This window comes from Aeromonas sp. S16(2024) (assembly GCF_041403065.1).
GTDB lineage: Bacteria > Pseudomonadota > Gammaproteobacteria > Enterobacterales > Aeromonadaceae > Aeromonas.
On sequence record NZ_JBGLQX010000016.1, the window covers coordinates 26031 to 41151 of the forward strand.

Sequence of the window (15121 nt, forward strand, 5' to 3'; positions counted from 1 at the left end):
ATTTCCCGCGTTTTGCGAGCAACTGTCTCCCTTTCGGGCACATGACGGCAGCCTCTGCTACAACCAAAACACGGGTCATCCGTTAAAGGTACAGACATGGCGCAACAAGGCACTCTCTATATCATCTCCTCCCCGAGCGGGGCCGGTAAGTCCAGCCTGCTCAATGCCTTGCTGACCCAGCACAACGACGCCGGCAAGATGCAGCTCTCCGTCTCCCACACCACCCGTGCCACCCGCCCCGGCGAAGAGCACGGGGTGCACTACCACTTCGTGCAGGTGGAAGAGTTCAAGGCGCTGATCGAGCGCGGTGATTTTCTGGAGTGGGCAGAGGTGTTCGGCAACTACTACGGCACCTCCCGCGCCGCCATCGAGGCCTGCCTGGCCCAAGGCATCGACGTCTTCCTCGACATCGACTGGCAGGGCGCCCGCCAGATCCGCGAGCAGATGCCGACCAAGTCCATCTTCATCCTGCCGCCGAGCCGGGAAGAGCTGGAGCGCCGCCTGATCGGCCGCGGCCAGGACAGCAGCGAAGTGATCGCCGGCCGGATGGCGAAAGCCATTGCCGAAATGGTGCACTACGACGAGTATGACTATGTCATTATCAATGAAGACTTTGAGCAGGCGCTGTTCCAGCTCAGGGCCATCATAGAGTGCCAGCGGCTGGAATTGCGCCAGCAGCAGCAGGCCCAACAAAACTTGCTGCAACAGCTACTGGCAGAATAGGCCAAAAACAAGTAAACTTTTGCGTCATTTTTAAACACTGCTTTTTCAAACACAGAAAGCCCAAACACTGGAGTCCTGCATGGCACGCGTTACTGTAGAAGATGCTGTAAAACAGGTAGGTAACCGTTTTGACCTGGTGCTGGTCGCCGCACGCCGCGCCCGTCAAATCGCGGTACAAGGCAAAGATCCCCTGGTCGACGAAGAGAACGACAAGCCGACCGTGATCGCCCTGCGCGAGATCGAACTGGGTCTGGTCAACAACCAGGTGATGGATACCCAGGACCGCTACGAGCAGCAAGAGCAGGAAGCCGCCGAGCTGGCTGCCGTTGCTGCCATCGCCGAAGGCCGCGGTTAAGTCAGTTATTTCTCATAGTCGGCGCCCGCCCGGGTGCCGACTGTTCTTCCCATTTACAACCGCTCGAAAACCTCGCAAACTCGAGGGCATACCCTCAATTCCACGGATTGTCGTTTCACCGCTGCGGGGACTGTCTTGTATTTATTTGAAAACCTTAAAGAAATAGCCAGTTCCTACCTGCCTTCAGAGCAGGTTGAGAAGCTCAGGCAAGCCTATGTGGTGGCCCGTGACGCTCACCAGGGACAGATGCGTTCCAGCGGCGAGCCCTATATCACCCACCCGGTTGCCGTTGCCCGCATTCTCGGCGACATGCGACTCGATCACGAAACCCTGATGGCCGCCGTGCTGCACGACGTCATCGAAGATACCCCGGTCACCAAGGACGATCTCGCCGAGCTGTTCGGCAACGCCGTCGCCGAACTGGTAGCCGGCGTCTCCAAGCTCGACAAGCTGAAGTTCCGCGATCGCAAGGAAGCCCAGGCCGAGAACTTCCGCAAGATGGTGATGGCCATGACCCAGGACATCCGGGTCATCCTGATCAAACTCGCCGACCGCACCCACAACATGCGCACCCTCGGCTCACTGCGGCCGGACAAGCGTCGCCGCATCGCCCGGGAAACCCTCGAGATCTTCGCCCCCATCGCCAACCGCCTCGGCATTCACACCATGAAGAACGAGCTGGAAGAGCTGGGCTTCGAGGCGCTCTATCCCATGCGTTCACGGGTGCTGCGGGAATCGGTACGCCGCGCCCGCGGCAATCGCCGCGAGATCATCGACTCCATCGAGAGCGAGATTGAGGGTCGCCTGCGCGAGGCCGGCATAGATGCCCAGGTCAGCGGTCGCGAGAAAAACCTGTTCTCCATCTACAACAAGATGGAGAAGAAAGAGCTGCAGTTCCATGAGGTGATGGATATCTACGCCTTCCGCGTCAGGGTGAAGGACATAGACACCTGTTACCGGGTGCTTGGGCAGATGCACAGCCTCTACAAGCCCCGCCCCGGCCGCTTCAAGGACTACATCGCCATTCCCAAGAGCAACGGCTACCAGTCCCTGCACACCTCATTGGTGGGACCGCACGGGGTACCGGTGGAGGTGCAGATCCGCACCGAATTCATGGATCAGATGGCCGACAAGGGGGTTGCCGCCCACTGGGCCTACAAGCAGGATGGCGACAGCTCGGGCACCACGGCCCAGATCCGCGCCCAGCGCTGGATGCAGAGCCTGCTGGAGTTGCAGCAGAGCGCCGGCAGCTCCTTTGAGTTCATCGAAGGGGTCAAGACCGACCTGTTCCCGGACGAGATCTACGTCTTCACGCCGGAGGGCCGCATCATGGAGCTGCCCGCCGGCGCCACCCCGGTGGATTTCGCCTACACGGTGCACACCGACATCGGTCACGCCTGCGTCGGCTCCCGGGTCGACCGCCACCCCTATCCGCTGAGCAGCCCGCTGCATTCGGGTCAGACGGTGGAGATCATCACGGCGCCGGGCGCCCGCCCCAACGCGGCCTGGCTCAACTTCGTGGTGACCACCAAGGCACGCTCCAAGATCCGCCAGTTCCTCAAGAACCTGCGCACCGAAGAGTCGGTGGTGCTGGGACGCCGCCTGCTCAACCATGCGCTCGGCGCCAAGAACATCGAAGACATCCCCGAGCCGCGCATCAAGCAGGTGCTGGCCGACACCAAGCACGAGAACCTGCAGGGCCTGCTGGCCGACGTGGGGTTGGGCAATGCCATGAGCGTCATGGTGGCGCGCCGCATGCTGGGTGACGAGCTGCCGCCGGAAGAGCAACCGAAATCCAGCAGCAAGAAGATGCCCATCAAGGGGGCCGACGGCATGCTGGTCACCTTCGCGAACTGCTGTCGCCCGATCCCGGGGGATGCCATCATCGCCCACATCAGCCCGGGCAAGGGACTGGTCATTCACCAGGAGTCCTGCCGCAACATCAAGGGCTACAGCCGCGAGCCGGACAAGTACCTGCCGGTGCAGTGGGAAGTGGACAAGGAGCAGGAGCAGGAGTTCCGCACCGGCATCAGCATCGAGATCGTCAACCACCAGGGTGCCCTGGCGGAGCTGGCCAACGTGATTGCCGCCACCGGCGCCAACATCCACGCCATCAGCACAGAAGAGAAGGATGGCCGGGTCTATCTGGTCACCCTGCTCATCACCACCAAGGGCCGCATCCACCTTGCCAACATAATGCGCAAGATCCGGGTGATGCCCAATGTGCTCAGGGTGAGCCGACAGAAAAACTGAACACAGGCGGCGCAAGCCGCCTGCTGCTTTTATAGAGACAAGCCATGACCCCCGAACGCTTCAAGCGCATCACCGACATGCTGGCCCAGCGCCAGCTCGATTTGACCGTCTGTATGCAAGAGATGCGTGCACAAGACTCACTGCATAGAAACTGACATGACACCTGAACGCTTTAAACGGATCTCCGACATGCTGGCCCAGCGCCAGCTCGATTTGACCGTCTGCATGGAAGAGGTCCACAAGCCTCACAATCTGGCCGCCATAGTGCGCACCGCCGATGCCATCGGCATTCACCGGGTCCACGCCGTCTGGCCCAAGACCTGGATCCACAAGCGAAAGGGCACCGCCCGCGGCAGCCAGAACTGGGTCGACGTCAAGCTGCACCCGGACATAGGCACCGCCGTGGCAGAACTGAAAGCCTCCGGCATGCAGATCCTGGCGACCCACCTCTCGGAGAGCTCGGTGGATTTTCGCGCCATCGACTACACCAAGCCCACCGCCATCCTGGTGGGTCAGGAGAAGCACGGCATCGGCGAAGAGGCGCTGGCCTTGGCCGATCACCATATCGTCATTCCCATGGTGGGCATGGTGCAGTCCCTCAACGTCTCGGTGGCCGCCGCCGCCATCCTCTACGAGGCCCAGCGCCAGCGCGAGCTGGCCGGCTGCTACCAGCGCGGCTGCCCGCTCGACCTGGAGGAGCAGAACAGCATACTGTTCGAGGGGGGCTACCCCATCTATGCCCAGCTCTGCAAAGAGAAAGAGATGCCCTATCCCCAGCTCGGTCCGGCCGGTGAGATCCTGGCGGACGAAGCTTGGTGGCAGCGGATGCAGCTGACCCGCAAGGGCTGGGCCGCACAACAGGACGATCCCCTGGATATGGAGTATCCAACCGATGAAATTTAACGCTCTGCCCCTGCTGGCCCTGACCCTGTTTTCTGCCGGAGCCCTTGCCGTGACCAATCCCTACCAGCTGACCACGGAAGCCGAAGTCCCCGCCCTCCATCAACAGACCCTGCCGGATTTCTGGCGCGACCATGCCGTAGAGGGAGCGTTCAAGGGCAAGGACGGGGTCACCATCCGCTACGCCACCCTGCGCCAGGCAAAGGTTGATCGCGCCATCCTCATCGTCAACGGCCGGGTCGAAAGCTACCTCAAGTATCAGGAGCTGGCCTGGGATCTGTGGCGCCAGGGCTACAGCCTCTACCTCATTGACCACCGCGGCCAAGGGCTGTCAGATCGCCTGCTGACGGACAAGGAGAAGGGCTATGTCGCCGACTTCGACGACTATGTGCTGGACCTGAAGCAGTTCCATGATGACGTCATACTGGCGGACAAGCCTGCCAAGTTGTTCCTGCTGGCCCACTCCATGGGCGGCGCCATCTCGGCCCGCTATCTGGAGCGCTGGCCGGACGACATCAAGGCGGCCGTGCTCTCCTCTCCCATGATGGGCATCAACCTCGGCGGCCTGCCCAAGTGGCTGGCCCAGGGGCTGGCGGCCACCATGGATACGGTCGGCAGCTGGTGGGGCGAGCCCCCCTATGGCCCGGGCCAGACTGGCTATGTCTCCCATGAGTTTGCCGACAACGGCCTGAGCCACAGCGAGCCCCGCTACCAGGCATTCCGCCAGCTCTATGAGCAGCGTCCGCAGATCAAGCTGGGTGGAGTGACGGCGCACTGGATCCGCGAGGGTATCAAGGCCGGGGATGCCGCCATCGCGGAGGCAGACAGGATCAAGACACCGCTACTGCTGATCCAGGCCGGGGAAGACGGCATTGTCGATAACCAGGCCCAGGACAACTTCTGTGCCCGGCTCCAGTGTGAAGGGGGCAAGCCGCTGCGGATCGAGGGGGGCTGGCACGAGCTGTTCATCGAGGCCGATGCCCAGCGTCTGCAGGCTCTGACCGCGACCCTGGACTTCTTCGCCCGCTTCTAGCGGCCCGTTGCGTGACTTGCCAGGGGAATGGTCAGCGTCCCGCGTCCCAAATGGCGTCACTTGCCACCCAGGCGCGGCCTGTACCAGCACGACAGCAGACCCCGGGACTGGTTATTTTTTGGATCCCTAAATAAATGGGGTGACGCAAGACGCTGGGGTACACTGCCCCGGCGTTCCACTGATGCCGAGGTAATGATGTTCAAGGTAGTTGTGTCCGATCTCGATGGTACCCTGCTCAACGGGCAGCACCAGATCTCCCCCCGCACCCGAGATACCCTGCACCGTCTGGTCGATCAAGGGGTCAAGTTCGTGGTGGCCACCGGTCGCCATCATGTGGATGTGCGCAGCATCCGCGATGCTCTGGGACTGGATATCTACCTCATCACCTCCAACGGCGCCGTGGTACACGACAAGCAGGACACTCTCGTCTTCAACCAGGCGCTGCCGAGCACTGTGGCAGCCGAACTGATCGCCCTGGAGCGCGACCCCTCCATCCACATCAACGTCTACTACGGCGACGAATGGCTGGTGGAAGAGGAGATGCCCTGGTTGCTGCAGTTCCATCACGACTCCGGCTTCAGCTATCGCCTGACCGATCTCGCCAGCCACCCGCTGGACAAGATCAACAAGGTCTTCTACATCGGCGAGCACGAGAAGCTGCTGCAGATAGAGGCAGAGCTCAACCAGCGTTATGGTGATCGGATCAATGTCACCTTCTCCCTGCCGGATTGCCTCGAGGTGATGCACGCCGGGGTACACAAGGGCAATGCCGTGCGCGCCGTACTGGAACAGCATGGGCTTGAGATGTCCCAGGCGGTCGCCTTCGGTGATGGCATGAACGACTTCGAGATGCTGAGCATGGTGGGTCGGGGTGTGGTGATGGGCAACGCCCATGATCGCCTCAAGCTGGCCCTGAGCGAACACGACAGAACCCTGAGTTCGGATGAGGATGGCGTCGCCGTCTATCTGGAGCAGCTGTTCGCCATCGATCAGACAGGCGCGGCCTGATCTCCGCCTTCATGGCGATCTCCCTCGGGATCGCCATGGAACCAAGGCGCGCGAGCGCCTCATCGCTTGAAACTGTGGCTGCACTCCTTGCACCAGTACTGCCGGGAGATCTGCCGATCCAGGGTGCGACCCAACCATAGCCCGACCCCACCACCGGTTGCACCACCGACCAGGGCGCCGCTCAGGGCACCCGCGATGGCGCCTATGGGTATCCCCACGCCACCCAGCGTGGCCCCCAGCCCGGCCCCGATCTTGGCAAAGGTCGCCGCACAGGCATAGCCCCCCGCCGCGCCACAACCCAGGGCACAGGCCCGACCGACCCGTTCATCCAATGCTTTTTCAACCCCTTCTTTCAGACACCTTGGACATCTCATGATGCACCTCTTGGCTGACAGAACAGAACTTACTGCTCACTACTCGAACAAGTTTCGCCCCTATCTACACCGACTGCACCCTTATGTGCCGGTAATAACTCAAATTTTTATGGCTCCTACCCAACAGCGAGACACCCGTATGAGCCCTTTTAAAACATGAAGTCCGACAATGGCACGTTATTTACCCCCCTTGCGAGACGCACCGCCATGACACTTCTCAATCGCTTGTCCCTCACAACCAAAACCCGCTTACCCGTGTTGATTGTGCTGATCATCATGTCCAGCGTAGTTGCCGTTGCCTACACCAGTTTTAGCGAGCAGCAGCGGGTTAATCGCACCGTTGTCGAGCAGATACTGCCGGTACAAAACTCCCTGGAAGATGCCTATCGTGACCTCTATCAGGTCATTGCCGCAGGCCAGGGGCTAAGCGTGGGTGGCCTCACCACCGAAAATGTGACGCATCAGCTAGCGGAGTTTCAGGATAATGGCCACAAGGCGAAAAACAGGCTTGTCCAGGTGCAAACCCTGATCGATGCAGGCCTCCTCGGCAAGCAGTACCAGAGCAATCTTGACCTCATGCTGGCGGAGTTTGATCTCTGGCTCGCACACTATCAGGCCGTGTTTGCCACTCCCCATGAGAGCAGCCATCTGCTTGCCAGCCATTTCCAAGCATCACAGCAACAGTTCACCACCATCCGCAAGCAACTCAATGTGCTCAAGGATGCGATCGCGCTATCCCAGCAGGCCCTCAGACTGGAGGTTCAGGCATCGAGCCAGCATGCGCAGCAGGTTTTGAGCTTGGGCACACTCATCGCCATACTGCTGGCCCTGGTACTTACCTGGTCAGTCACCCGGCTCACCCTCAGACCCCTCAACCAGATGCAGCAGGCGCTTGAGGATATCGCCCAGGGCGAGGGAGACCTCACCCGACGCCTCACCATCACCTCGCGCGACGAGATTGGTACCCTCGGCTCCACATTTAACCGCTTCATCGATCAGGTACACAGGATCGTCAGCGATGTCAGCCAGACCGCCAGCACTGTGCAGTCGGCATCACGGCAGCTGCACTCCCTGATGGAACAGATGCTCGGCAATGCCGAAGATCAGCAGCGCCAAAGCGATCAAATTGCCGCCGCGGTGGAGGAGCAGAACGCCACCAGCGCCCTCATGGTGACGCACGCCAGCCGAACCGAGCACGCTTCGGCCGAGGCGGCCGGCCAGGTAAAGAGCGCCACGGCGGACCTGATGAATACGGTCACGGCGATGGAGTCACTGGCGCGGGATATCCACAGCTCGGAACAGGGCATTCAGCGGCTGGAGCAAGATGTCGGGCACATCTCTTCGGTGCTGGAGGTGATCCGCGGCATTGCCGAACAGACCAATCTGCTGGCACTCAATGCGGCCATCGAAGCGGCCCGGGCCGGGGAGCAGGGGCGCGGCTTTGCCGTAGTAGCCGACGAGGTCCGCACCCTGGCCAGCAAGACCCAGCACAGCACGGGTGAAATACAGCAGATGATCGAGCGGCTGCAACAGGGCAGCCAATTGGCCGTGCAGAAGATGGAGGCCAGCAGCCAGAGCGGCACCCAGGCTGTCGCTCAGGCACACCAGACCAGGGAGAGCCTGAGCCAGATGACCCAGGCGATCACCATCATCAACGAGATGAACGGCCAGATCCGGGATGCAGCCCATGAACAGAGCTGCGTCAGCACCGAGATCAACCACAATCTGAGCGTCGTCGCAGGCAATGGTCGTGCCATGCTGGAGAACCTGGAGATCATTCGCCAGACCTGTGGCCAGCTGGAAGACCAGAGCCAGCAACTGGCCACCACGGTGCAACAGTTCAAGCTCTGACACCTCAGCCGCGAGGCTTGAACTGCTCCTTCTCGAGATTGTGCTTTTTCATGCGCAGGTAGAGCTTCTTGCGCGGGATGCCGAGGTAGCTGGCGGCCTCGCTCACCCGCCCGGAGAAGAGAAACAGGGTGTCCTCTATCACTCGCTTCTCGTACTCCTCCACCAGGTCGTCGAGGGGCTCCCTGGCGCTGGCGGCCGGGATGGCGCGCTCGACCCCCGCCAGCTTGATGATGCCCACCGCATAGAGCTCGGCCACGTTGCGCAGCTCCCGGATGTTGCCCGGCCACTGATGGCGCTTGAGCGTCTCCAGGTAGGCGCGATCCACCTGGGGGGCGGGCCGGCCGATGCGCTTGCAACCCTGATGGAGGAAGGCGCGAAACAGCGGGATGATGTCGCAGCTGCGCTCCGCCAGCCGGGGCAGCTTGAGCCGCACCTGGGAGAGGTAGTAATAGAGCTCCGGCATCAGCTGGTGGCTCTCCACCAGTTGCTCTGGCGCCTCGTCAAACAGGGCTAGGGTGCGTTGCTCCTTGTCCCCCTTGCGCTCCTGCTCCAGCAGATGGCCCCCCAGCCAGCGCTGGCACTCAGGCGTCAGCCTGGCGGGCGCATTCAGCACCAGGGTGCCGCCACGGCTGAGCGCCAGGCTCTCTTTCAAGGCTGCAAGGTCGGGGGCCGCGGCGCAGTCGTGCAGTTGCAGCCTCTGCTCCTTGCGGGCGCCGATGCGGTGCAGCAGCTCGGCCAGGGTATGGCGGCCGGTGCCCGGCTCCCCCTCCAGCATGAGATCCTTGTCGGTCTGGGCCAGCTGGTTGAGCTGATGACGCAGGGCGACGATCTGGGGGCTGGTGCCGATCAGCTGATGCTCCACGGCCGTCTGGATCTCGCCGCGCCTGGCCAGTACCTCCCGCCTGTGCGCCATGGCGCGCGTCAGCAGATCCAGCAGGGCCTCGGGGTGCAGCGGCTTCTCCAGAAAATCGAAGGCCCCCTGCTTGACCGCCCTGACCGCCAGGGGGATGTCCCCGTGCCCGGTGATCAGGATCACCGGGATCTCGGCATCTATCTGCTGCACCTGGGCCAGCAGATCCAGGCCATTCATCGCCGGCATGTAGATGTCTGACACCAGCACGCCGGGCCACTGGTCGTCGAGCAGAGCCAGTGCCTGCTCAGGATCGGCGAGCCCCCTGGGTTTGTAGCCCGACAAGTTCAGCAGATGGCAATAGGATTCCAGTACATCTTCGTCATCATCCACCAGCAGCACATCGGTGGGGCGACTACGGGTCAACAGCATGGTTCTCACTCCCGCGCGTCATCATAGGCAGACGTCATCGGCAGCGCCGATGGGTCGACGGTAAACTCCAGCACCACCATGGCACCGCCCTCCAGGGCAGAGGCCAGCCCTATTTCACCGGCGCAGCGCGCCAGCAGGGAGCGGCAGATGGTCAGCCCCAGTCCCAGCCCCACCTCCTTGGAGCTGGTGAAGGGGGTAAACAGACTGGGCAATATGGCCTCGGCGAAACCGGGGCCGCTGTCACACAGAGCGATGCGCACCCGCGCACTCCCCCGCTCGAGCAGTATCAGCCGCAGCTGGCGCGACTCCCGCCCGGCGATGGCATCGAGGCCGTTCACCAGCAGGTTGACCAGCACCTGCTCCACCAGACCGGGGTCGCCCTGGATCCAGAGCCCGGGGGGCAGCTCGTTGTGCAGTTGGCAAGCCTCGTGCCTGGCGCGGTTCTCCACCAGCAGCAGGGACTGTTCCGCCAGCTCGTGCAGGTCCAGCCGGCAGAGGGCGTCGAGCTGTGGCGACTTGCGGGCAAAGTTGCGCAGCGCCGTGATGATGCGGTTCATCCGCTGAGCGAGTCGCTCTATCTTGTCCAGCTCCTGGCCGAGCCGCTGGCTCTCCCCGGTCGCCAGCGCCATCCGGCTGGTGTAGAGGTAGGTCATCATGGCCGACAGCGGCTGGTTGAGCTCATGGGCCAGGCTGGTCATGGCCTGGCCGACCACCGCCATCTTGGCCGCCTGGATCAGCTCGTCCTGGGTCTGCAGCAGGTTGCGCTGGGCCTGCTCCCGCTGGGTCACCTCCTCGGCCAACCGCCGGTTGTTCTCGGTCAGCTCCCTGGTACGCTCCGCCACCAGCAGCCCCAGCTCCCGGGCGGTCAGCTCCTGGCGGGTCACATCCGTGATGGTGATGATGAACTTGGATCGTCTGGCCTGCTCGAAGCGGCGGAAGTTGAAGTGCAGGTAGCGTATCTGCCCCGCCAGCTCGACGGCCAGGGTGCATTCGCTGCTGCCGAAGCGCTGCAACGGCTGATCGGGCTGGAACTGGGCCGCCAGCACGGCGCAGCCCTCGCCGGGGAACAGCTGCCACAGCGGCTGTTCCGGCGCGATGGCGCTCTGCTGGAACAGGGTCAGGGCACTCGGGTTGACGGACTCTATAGTCCCGTCCTGATGACAGGTGATGAGGGAGGCCTGGGTGTTGTTGATGAGGTTGAGGGCATTGCTCTTCTCCATCTGCTGCAACTGCTCGCAGAAGCTGCGCAGGCTCTCCCCCAGGCGGCCAATCTCGTCCCGCCCCAGGGTGCGGATCGGTTGATCCAGCTGCCCGGCGGCGACCCTGGCCAGATCCTGACCCAGGATGTCCAGGCGCCGGATCAGCCGCCGCCCGATCAGCACCACCAGCACCAGGCCCCCGATCAGCACAGAGAGGCTCAGCCCCACCAGGATCACGGTCTTGCCGGTGGCCACCATGCGATGACTGTCATGGCTCAGGGTGCGCAGCGCCTGGTTGGCCTCGGTCACCACCCGGCTCACCCTGGCATGGTAGCGGGAGACGGATTCATCCAACTGGGGGCGCAGCGCCTCCAGCCGTTGATGGGTCTGCACGTCGGCGGCCAGCAGCTGTTGCAGCTGGCCGCCGGGTTTGACCAGGGTGACTATCTCTTCGAGGATCTGGCGATAGCTCACCGTCGAGGGGTAATCGGCGAGACGGGCCGTCAGGCCGTCGATCTCGTCGATCTTGTAGCCGATGAACAGGAAGGCGCTCTCCAGATCCTGCTGATAACGCTGGGCTATCACCTCCTCCACCAGGCCCTGCAGCTCGTTCTCCTTGAAGGTCAGATCCTGCAGGGCGGAGAACTCCTTGATCACCTCAGCCAGGGTCTCCCGCTGCTCCTGGTTCGCCACCATGCCGGTCAGGTGCCACTCCACCTCCTGCAGCAGGGGGGCTACCTCCTCGACCAGATCCTGGTGCAGCCAGGCGCTGCGCTTTCGCATCTGGCTCAGCATCTCCTGATGATCCAGCTGCTGGCGCAGGTAGCCGGCGTGGCGCTCGACCCGCTCGCCGAGCTCGGCGAAGGCCTGGCGCTGGCTGGGGGTTTCCCGGTTGTCCGGGCTGCTGGAGAGGGCGGATTGGCGCATCTGCCGCAGGGTCACCGATACCTGGCGGGAGAGCCGCTGGTAATCCCCCAGGGTGGGGGCGTCCCTGAGCTGGGCCAGTTGCAGCAGCAAACGGGAGCTGGCCCGCTCCAGCCGGTAGGCATCATCGATGGCCGGCAGACTCTCCTCGACGATCAGCCCCACCTGGCGGCCCAGCCTGTCCCACATCACATAGGCCGTGCCCCCCATGGCCAGGGCCAGGACAAGGATGGCCACGAAGGAGAGCCTGAGCCGCCGCCCCAGGGTGCCGGGCCAGCGCAGCCGCCAGCGCCTCACGGTTTGGCCGCCTGTTCCACCAGCACCATGGCGGCCGTCAGATTGTCCCGGGTGAGCTGGCGCCACCGATGTTGCAGACGCTCGGCCTGGGGATTGGGCCTGTCCTGCTCGTAGATGGCATCAAACAGCGCCAGGGTGGCAGGCTCCCGCGCCTCCGCCTCGCTCAGGGGGGGCGTGCTGGCCAGGGCCCTCGCCTTGGCCAGCAGAGCGGCCCGCTCGACATCCCCTCCGGCCTCCGCCTCGGCGAGGCCTTGCCAGGTGAGTCGCAACTTGGGCAACTGCTGGGTGATGGTCTGATCGAACAGCGCCTTCAACAGGTTGGCGCGCCCATAGAGCAGCGCCTTGTCGATCACGAACTCGGTCTGCTGCGCCAGCTTCGGCTCGGTGAGCGTCACCTTGGCCATCTCCGAGGTGCCGACTATGGCCTGCCCCTCGGCGGAGAGCAGGTAATCGATGAAGTGACCGGCCAGCGCCGATTGCCGGCTGCTGCGGGTCACCGCCAGGTAGGTCGGCAATATGGCCGCCTGTGGCAGGGGGGTGAAGCCGATGTAATCGAAGCGGGCCTTGCTGGTGCGGGCGTAGCTCTCGATCACCAGGCCAGCCCCCGCCAGCCCGCGACTGATGCCGTCGCTGACCCCGAAGCTGCGGGCCGTGATGGCGGACAGGTTGCCGCCGATCTGCATCAGCATGGCCCAGCCCTGCTGCCAGCCATATTGCTGCAGTATGCTCTCCACCATCATGTGCGTGGTGCCGGACTGGGAGGGGGAGCTCATCATCACATGGCCCATGAAGGCGGGGTCGGCCAGGCTCTGCCAGCTGGTCGGCACCGGCAGCCGGTATTTTTCCAGATAGCGCCTGTTGTACATGATGCCGATGCCGGAATAGCCGACCACTGCCACCTTCTCCTCCAGCCCCATGGTATGCGGGCTCAACCAGGCGGGGGCCCGGCTCTTGATCGGCAATTCGGTCAGCAGGCCCGCCCTGTCCAGCGAGTGGAAGAAGGTGGGGGACGAGGAGAGCACCACGTCCACCGGGGCCCCGTCGGCCTGGGTCAGCAGTCGCAGGGCGGGCAAGGTGCGCCTGTAGATCACCTCGACCCTGACCCCGGGGTTGGCCTCGGTGAACCCCGCTACCATGGCCCTGACCGGGCTCTCGGAGAAGGAGGTCAGCACCGTCAGCGAGGCGGCACCGGCCCCGTTGCCGAGTCCGCCACAGATCAGCATCAAGATGGATAGCAGTCGGCAATGGGTACGCATAACGGCTGGCTGACTCCCCGTGGTCATCGAATGTGTGCGAACGATCAAAGATTCGAGATCCGGTCAAAAACACCCGGCCGGGGCCATGGGCCGGATCTGACTCATTCCCCCTCCTCCTCCTGGCTTATTGTCTTTGATCCCGCATGGGCGGGCCAGGCGAAAGCTGCCATTTCTGACTCAGGAAAGCGGCCCCTTGAGTCACAACTGACCCGAAAAGCGCGTTTTGTAAGGGTCCGAACAGGCTCCCTAAGATGGCGGCGACAGTCAGAGCCTCTCTGCACTTCCGCTACCCACCTTCACGGAGCACAACATGTTCAACTTCTTCAAGACGCGAGCCGACCTGCCGGTCATGGACGCCTCGCCGGACAAGATAAGATCCATCTATCGCAAATATCAGTGGCAGGTCTTCCTGGGTCTGGTACTGGGCTACGCCATGTTCTACGTGGTTCGTATGAGCCTTAACGTGGTCAAGAAGCCCCTGCTGGATGCCGGCATAGTCACCCTGGACGAGCTGGGGGTGATAGGTTCCGCCTTCCTGTTCACCTATGCGGTCGGCAAATTCTCCAACGGCTTCCTGTCGGATTACGCCAACATAGGCCGCTTCATGTCGGTCGCCCTGGGCGCCTCCGCGGTCTGCACCATCCTGATGGGCATGAACACAGCCACCTTCTTCCTGGTGCTGATGTGGGGCCTGAACGGCTGGTTCCAGTCCATCGGCTCGGCCCCCTCCTGCGTCTCCATCTTCCAGTGGTTCTCCCCCAAGCAGCGCGGCTCCGTCTATTCCATCTGGGGCGGTTCGCGCAACATAGGTGAAGGCATCTCCTGGATCCTGACCGCCACCGTCGTCAGCTACTTCGGCTGGCAGGCCGGCTTCATCGGCGCCGGTATCGCCTCCGGTGTCGCCGCCATCCTGATGTACCTGGTCCTGAAGGATCGCCCGCAGACCTATGCCCTGCCGGAGCCTGCCGTCGCCTTCGGCGAAGAGCCCGAGATCGCCAAGAAGGTCGAGCCGGCCGAGATCCGCCGCGCCCAGCTGTTCATTCTCAAGCAGCCGGTGGTCTGGCTCATCGCCGCCGCCTGCGCCTGCATGTACATGTCCCGCTATGCCATGAGCTCCTGGGCCGTGCTCTATCTGCAGGAGCAGAAGGGTTACAGCCTGATCGATGCCGGCTTCGCCATGTCCGCCTACCCCATCGCCGGTTTCATCGGCGCCATCCTGGCCGGGGTCATCTCCGACAAGCTGTTCAACGCCAACCGCCACATTCCGACCCTGCTGTACGGCCTGGCCAACATCGCCGGCATGTGCCTGATGTTCTGGGGCCCCCAGAGCCGCATGATGGATGCCGTCGCCCTCTCCCTGATCGGCTACTCCATCGGGGGTCTGGTGGTGTTCCTGGCCGGCCTGACCGCCTGCGACCTGATGCCCAAGACGGCAGTGGGGGCGGTGAAGGGCTTCATCGGTCTGTGCTCCTACATCGCCGCCTCCGGCCAGGAGCTGGTCTCCGCCGCCCTGATCGAGACCAGCGTGGTCGACGGAGTCACCCACTATGACTTCAGCAGTGCCCAGTACTTCTGGCTCGGAGCCTCTGTGGTCTCCATGCTGCTCGCCATGACGGTGTGGAATGCCAAGAAAGTCGTCAACTACTGATGCCTGCTCGCAAAAAAG

12 protein-coding genes are annotated in these 15121 nt (G+C 63.0%); 8 read left to right on the forward strand and 4 right to left on the reverse strand.

The window, feature by feature from the left end:
- Positions 1-96: 96 nt before the first annotated feature.
- The 6 genes from gmk (at position 97) to ACB030_RS13105 (ending at position 6272) form a co-directional block, all read left to right on the forward strand.
- Positions 97-723, forward strand: coding sequence for a guanylate kinase (gmk, locus tag ACB030_RS13080; protein WP_139437069.1), 627 nt, complete (start codon positions 97-99; stop codon positions 721-723).
- Between the two features lie 79 nt (positions 724-802).
- The gene (gene rpoZ, locus ACB030_RS13085) at positions 803-1078 is read left to right on the forward strand and encodes a DNA-directed RNA polymerase subunit omega (protein ID WP_005307060.1); all 276 of its coding nucleotides are present in this window, start codon (positions 803-805) and stop codon (positions 1076-1078) included.
- A gap of 135 nt (positions 1079-1213) precedes the next feature.
- Positions 1214-3331, forward strand: coding sequence for a bifunctional GTP diphosphokinase/guanosine-3',5'-bis pyrophosphate 3'-pyrophosphohydrolase (spoT, locus tag ACB030_RS13090; protein WP_371160332.1), 2118 nt, complete (start codon positions 1214-1216; stop codon positions 3329-3331).
- Between the two features lie 156 nt (positions 3332-3487).
- Positions 3488-4234 carry a tRNA (guanosine(18)-2'-O)-methyltransferase TrmH gene (gene trmH / locus ACB030_RS13095; protein WP_371160334.1) on the forward strand — a complete coding sequence of 249 codons (747 nt, stop codon included), beginning with the start codon at positions 3488-3490 and terminating at the stop codon, positions 4232-4234.
- Positions 4224-5264, forward strand: coding sequence for an alpha/beta fold hydrolase (locus tag ACB030_RS13100; RefSeq protein ID WP_371160336.1), 1041 nt, complete (start codon positions 4224-4226; stop codon positions 5262-5264). Before trmH ends, ACB030_RS13100 begins: the two co-directional genes overlap by 11 nt.
- Positions 5265-5459: 195 nt before the next feature.
- Positions 5460-6272, forward strand: a complete 813-nt coding sequence (locus ACB030_RS13105) for a Cof-type HAD-IIB family hydrolase (protein ID WP_371160338.1) — start codon at positions 5460-5462, stop codon at positions 6270-6272.
- Positions 6273-6331: 59 nt separating this feature from the next.
- Here ACB030_RS13105 and ACB030_RS13110 read toward each other — a convergent pair whose 3' ends face one another.
- Positions 6332-6646: a hypothetical protein gene (locus tag ACB030_RS13110; RefSeq protein ID WP_371160340.1), complete on the reverse strand. Its 315-nt coding sequence runs from the start codon at positions 6644-6646 to the stop codon at positions 6332-6334.
- A gap of 276 nt (positions 6647-6922) precedes the next feature.
- On the opposite strand from ACB030_RS13110, the gene ACB030_RS13115 reads away from it, so the two are divergent.
- Positions 6923-8497, forward strand: coding sequence for a methyl-accepting chemotaxis protein (locus ACB030_RS13115; RefSeq protein WP_371160342.1), 1575 nt, complete (start codon positions 6923-6925; stop codon positions 8495-8497).
- A gap of 4 nt (positions 8498-8501) precedes the next feature.
- On the opposite strand, the gene ACB030_RS13120 is transcribed toward ACB030_RS13115, so the two are convergent.
- Genes ACB030_RS13120 through ACB030_RS13130 form a run of 3 tightly spaced genes read right to left on the reverse strand, consistent with a single transcriptional unit; the run spans position 8502 to position 13455 of the window.
- Entirely contained in the window at positions 8502-9779 is a 1278-nt protein-coding gene (locus ACB030_RS13120; protein ID WP_371160344.1) for a sigma-54-dependent transcriptional regulator, read from the reverse strand.
- Between the two features lie 5 nt (positions 9780-9784).
- Positions 9785-12199, reverse strand: a complete 2415-nt coding sequence (locus ACB030_RS13125) for an ATP-binding protein (protein ID WP_371160346.1) — start codon at positions 12197-12199, stop codon at positions 9785-9787.
- Positions 12196-13455, reverse strand: a complete 1260-nt coding sequence (locus ACB030_RS13130) for an ABC transporter substrate-binding protein (protein ID WP_371160348.1) — start codon at positions 13453-13455, stop codon at positions 12196-12198. Before ACB030_RS13130 ends, ACB030_RS13125 begins: the two co-directional genes overlap by 4 nt.
- 310 nt (positions 13456-13765) lie before the next feature.
- On the opposite strand from ACB030_RS13130, the gene ACB030_RS13135 reads away from it, so the two are divergent.
- The gene (locus ACB030_RS13135; protein WP_265436387.1) at positions 13766-15103 is read left to right on the forward strand and encodes an MFS transporter; all 1338 of its coding nucleotides are present in this window, start codon (positions 13766-13768) and stop codon (positions 15101-15103) included.
- Positions 15104-15121: the final 18 nt, after the last annotated feature.

Coding starts and splice junctions, on each gene's coding strand:
- ACB030_RS13105 (WP_371160338.1), top strand. CDS start 5,460: ATGTTCAAGGTAGTTGTGTCCGATCTCGATGGTACCCTGCTCAACGGG.
- ACB030_RS13130 (WP_371160348.1), bottom strand. CDS start 13,455: ATGCGTACCCATTGCCGACTGCTATCCATCTTGATGCTGATCTGTGGC.
- ACB030_RS13120 (WP_371160344.1), bottom strand. CDS start 9,779: ATGCTGTTGACCCGTAGTCGCCCCACCGATGTGCTGCTGGTGGATGAT.
- gmk (WP_139437069.1), top strand. CDS start 97: ATGGCGCAACAAGGCACTCTCTATATCATCTCCTCCCCGAGCGGGGCC.
- rpoZ (WP_005307060.1), top strand. CDS start 803: ATGGCACGCGTTACTGTAGAAGATGCTGTAAAACAGGTAGGTAACCGT.
- trmH (WP_371160334.1), top strand. CDS start 3,488: ATGACACCTGAACGCTTTAAACGGATCTCCGACATGCTGGCCCAGCGC.
- ACB030_RS13135 (WP_265436387.1), top strand. CDS start 13,766: ATGTTCAACTTCTTCAAGACGCGAGCCGACCTGCCGGTCATGGACGCC.
- ACB030_RS13110 (WP_371160340.1), bottom strand. CDS start 6,646: ATGAGATGTCCAAGGTGTCTGAAAGAAGGGGTTGAAAAAGCATTGGAT.
- ACB030_RS13115 (WP_371160342.1), top strand. CDS start 6,923: ATGTCCAGCGTAGTTGCCGTTGCCTACACCAGTTTTAGCGAGCAGCAG.
- ACB030_RS13100 (WP_371160336.1), top strand. CDS start 4,224: ATGAAATTTAACGCTCTGCCCCTGCTGGCCCTGACCCTGTTTTCTGCC.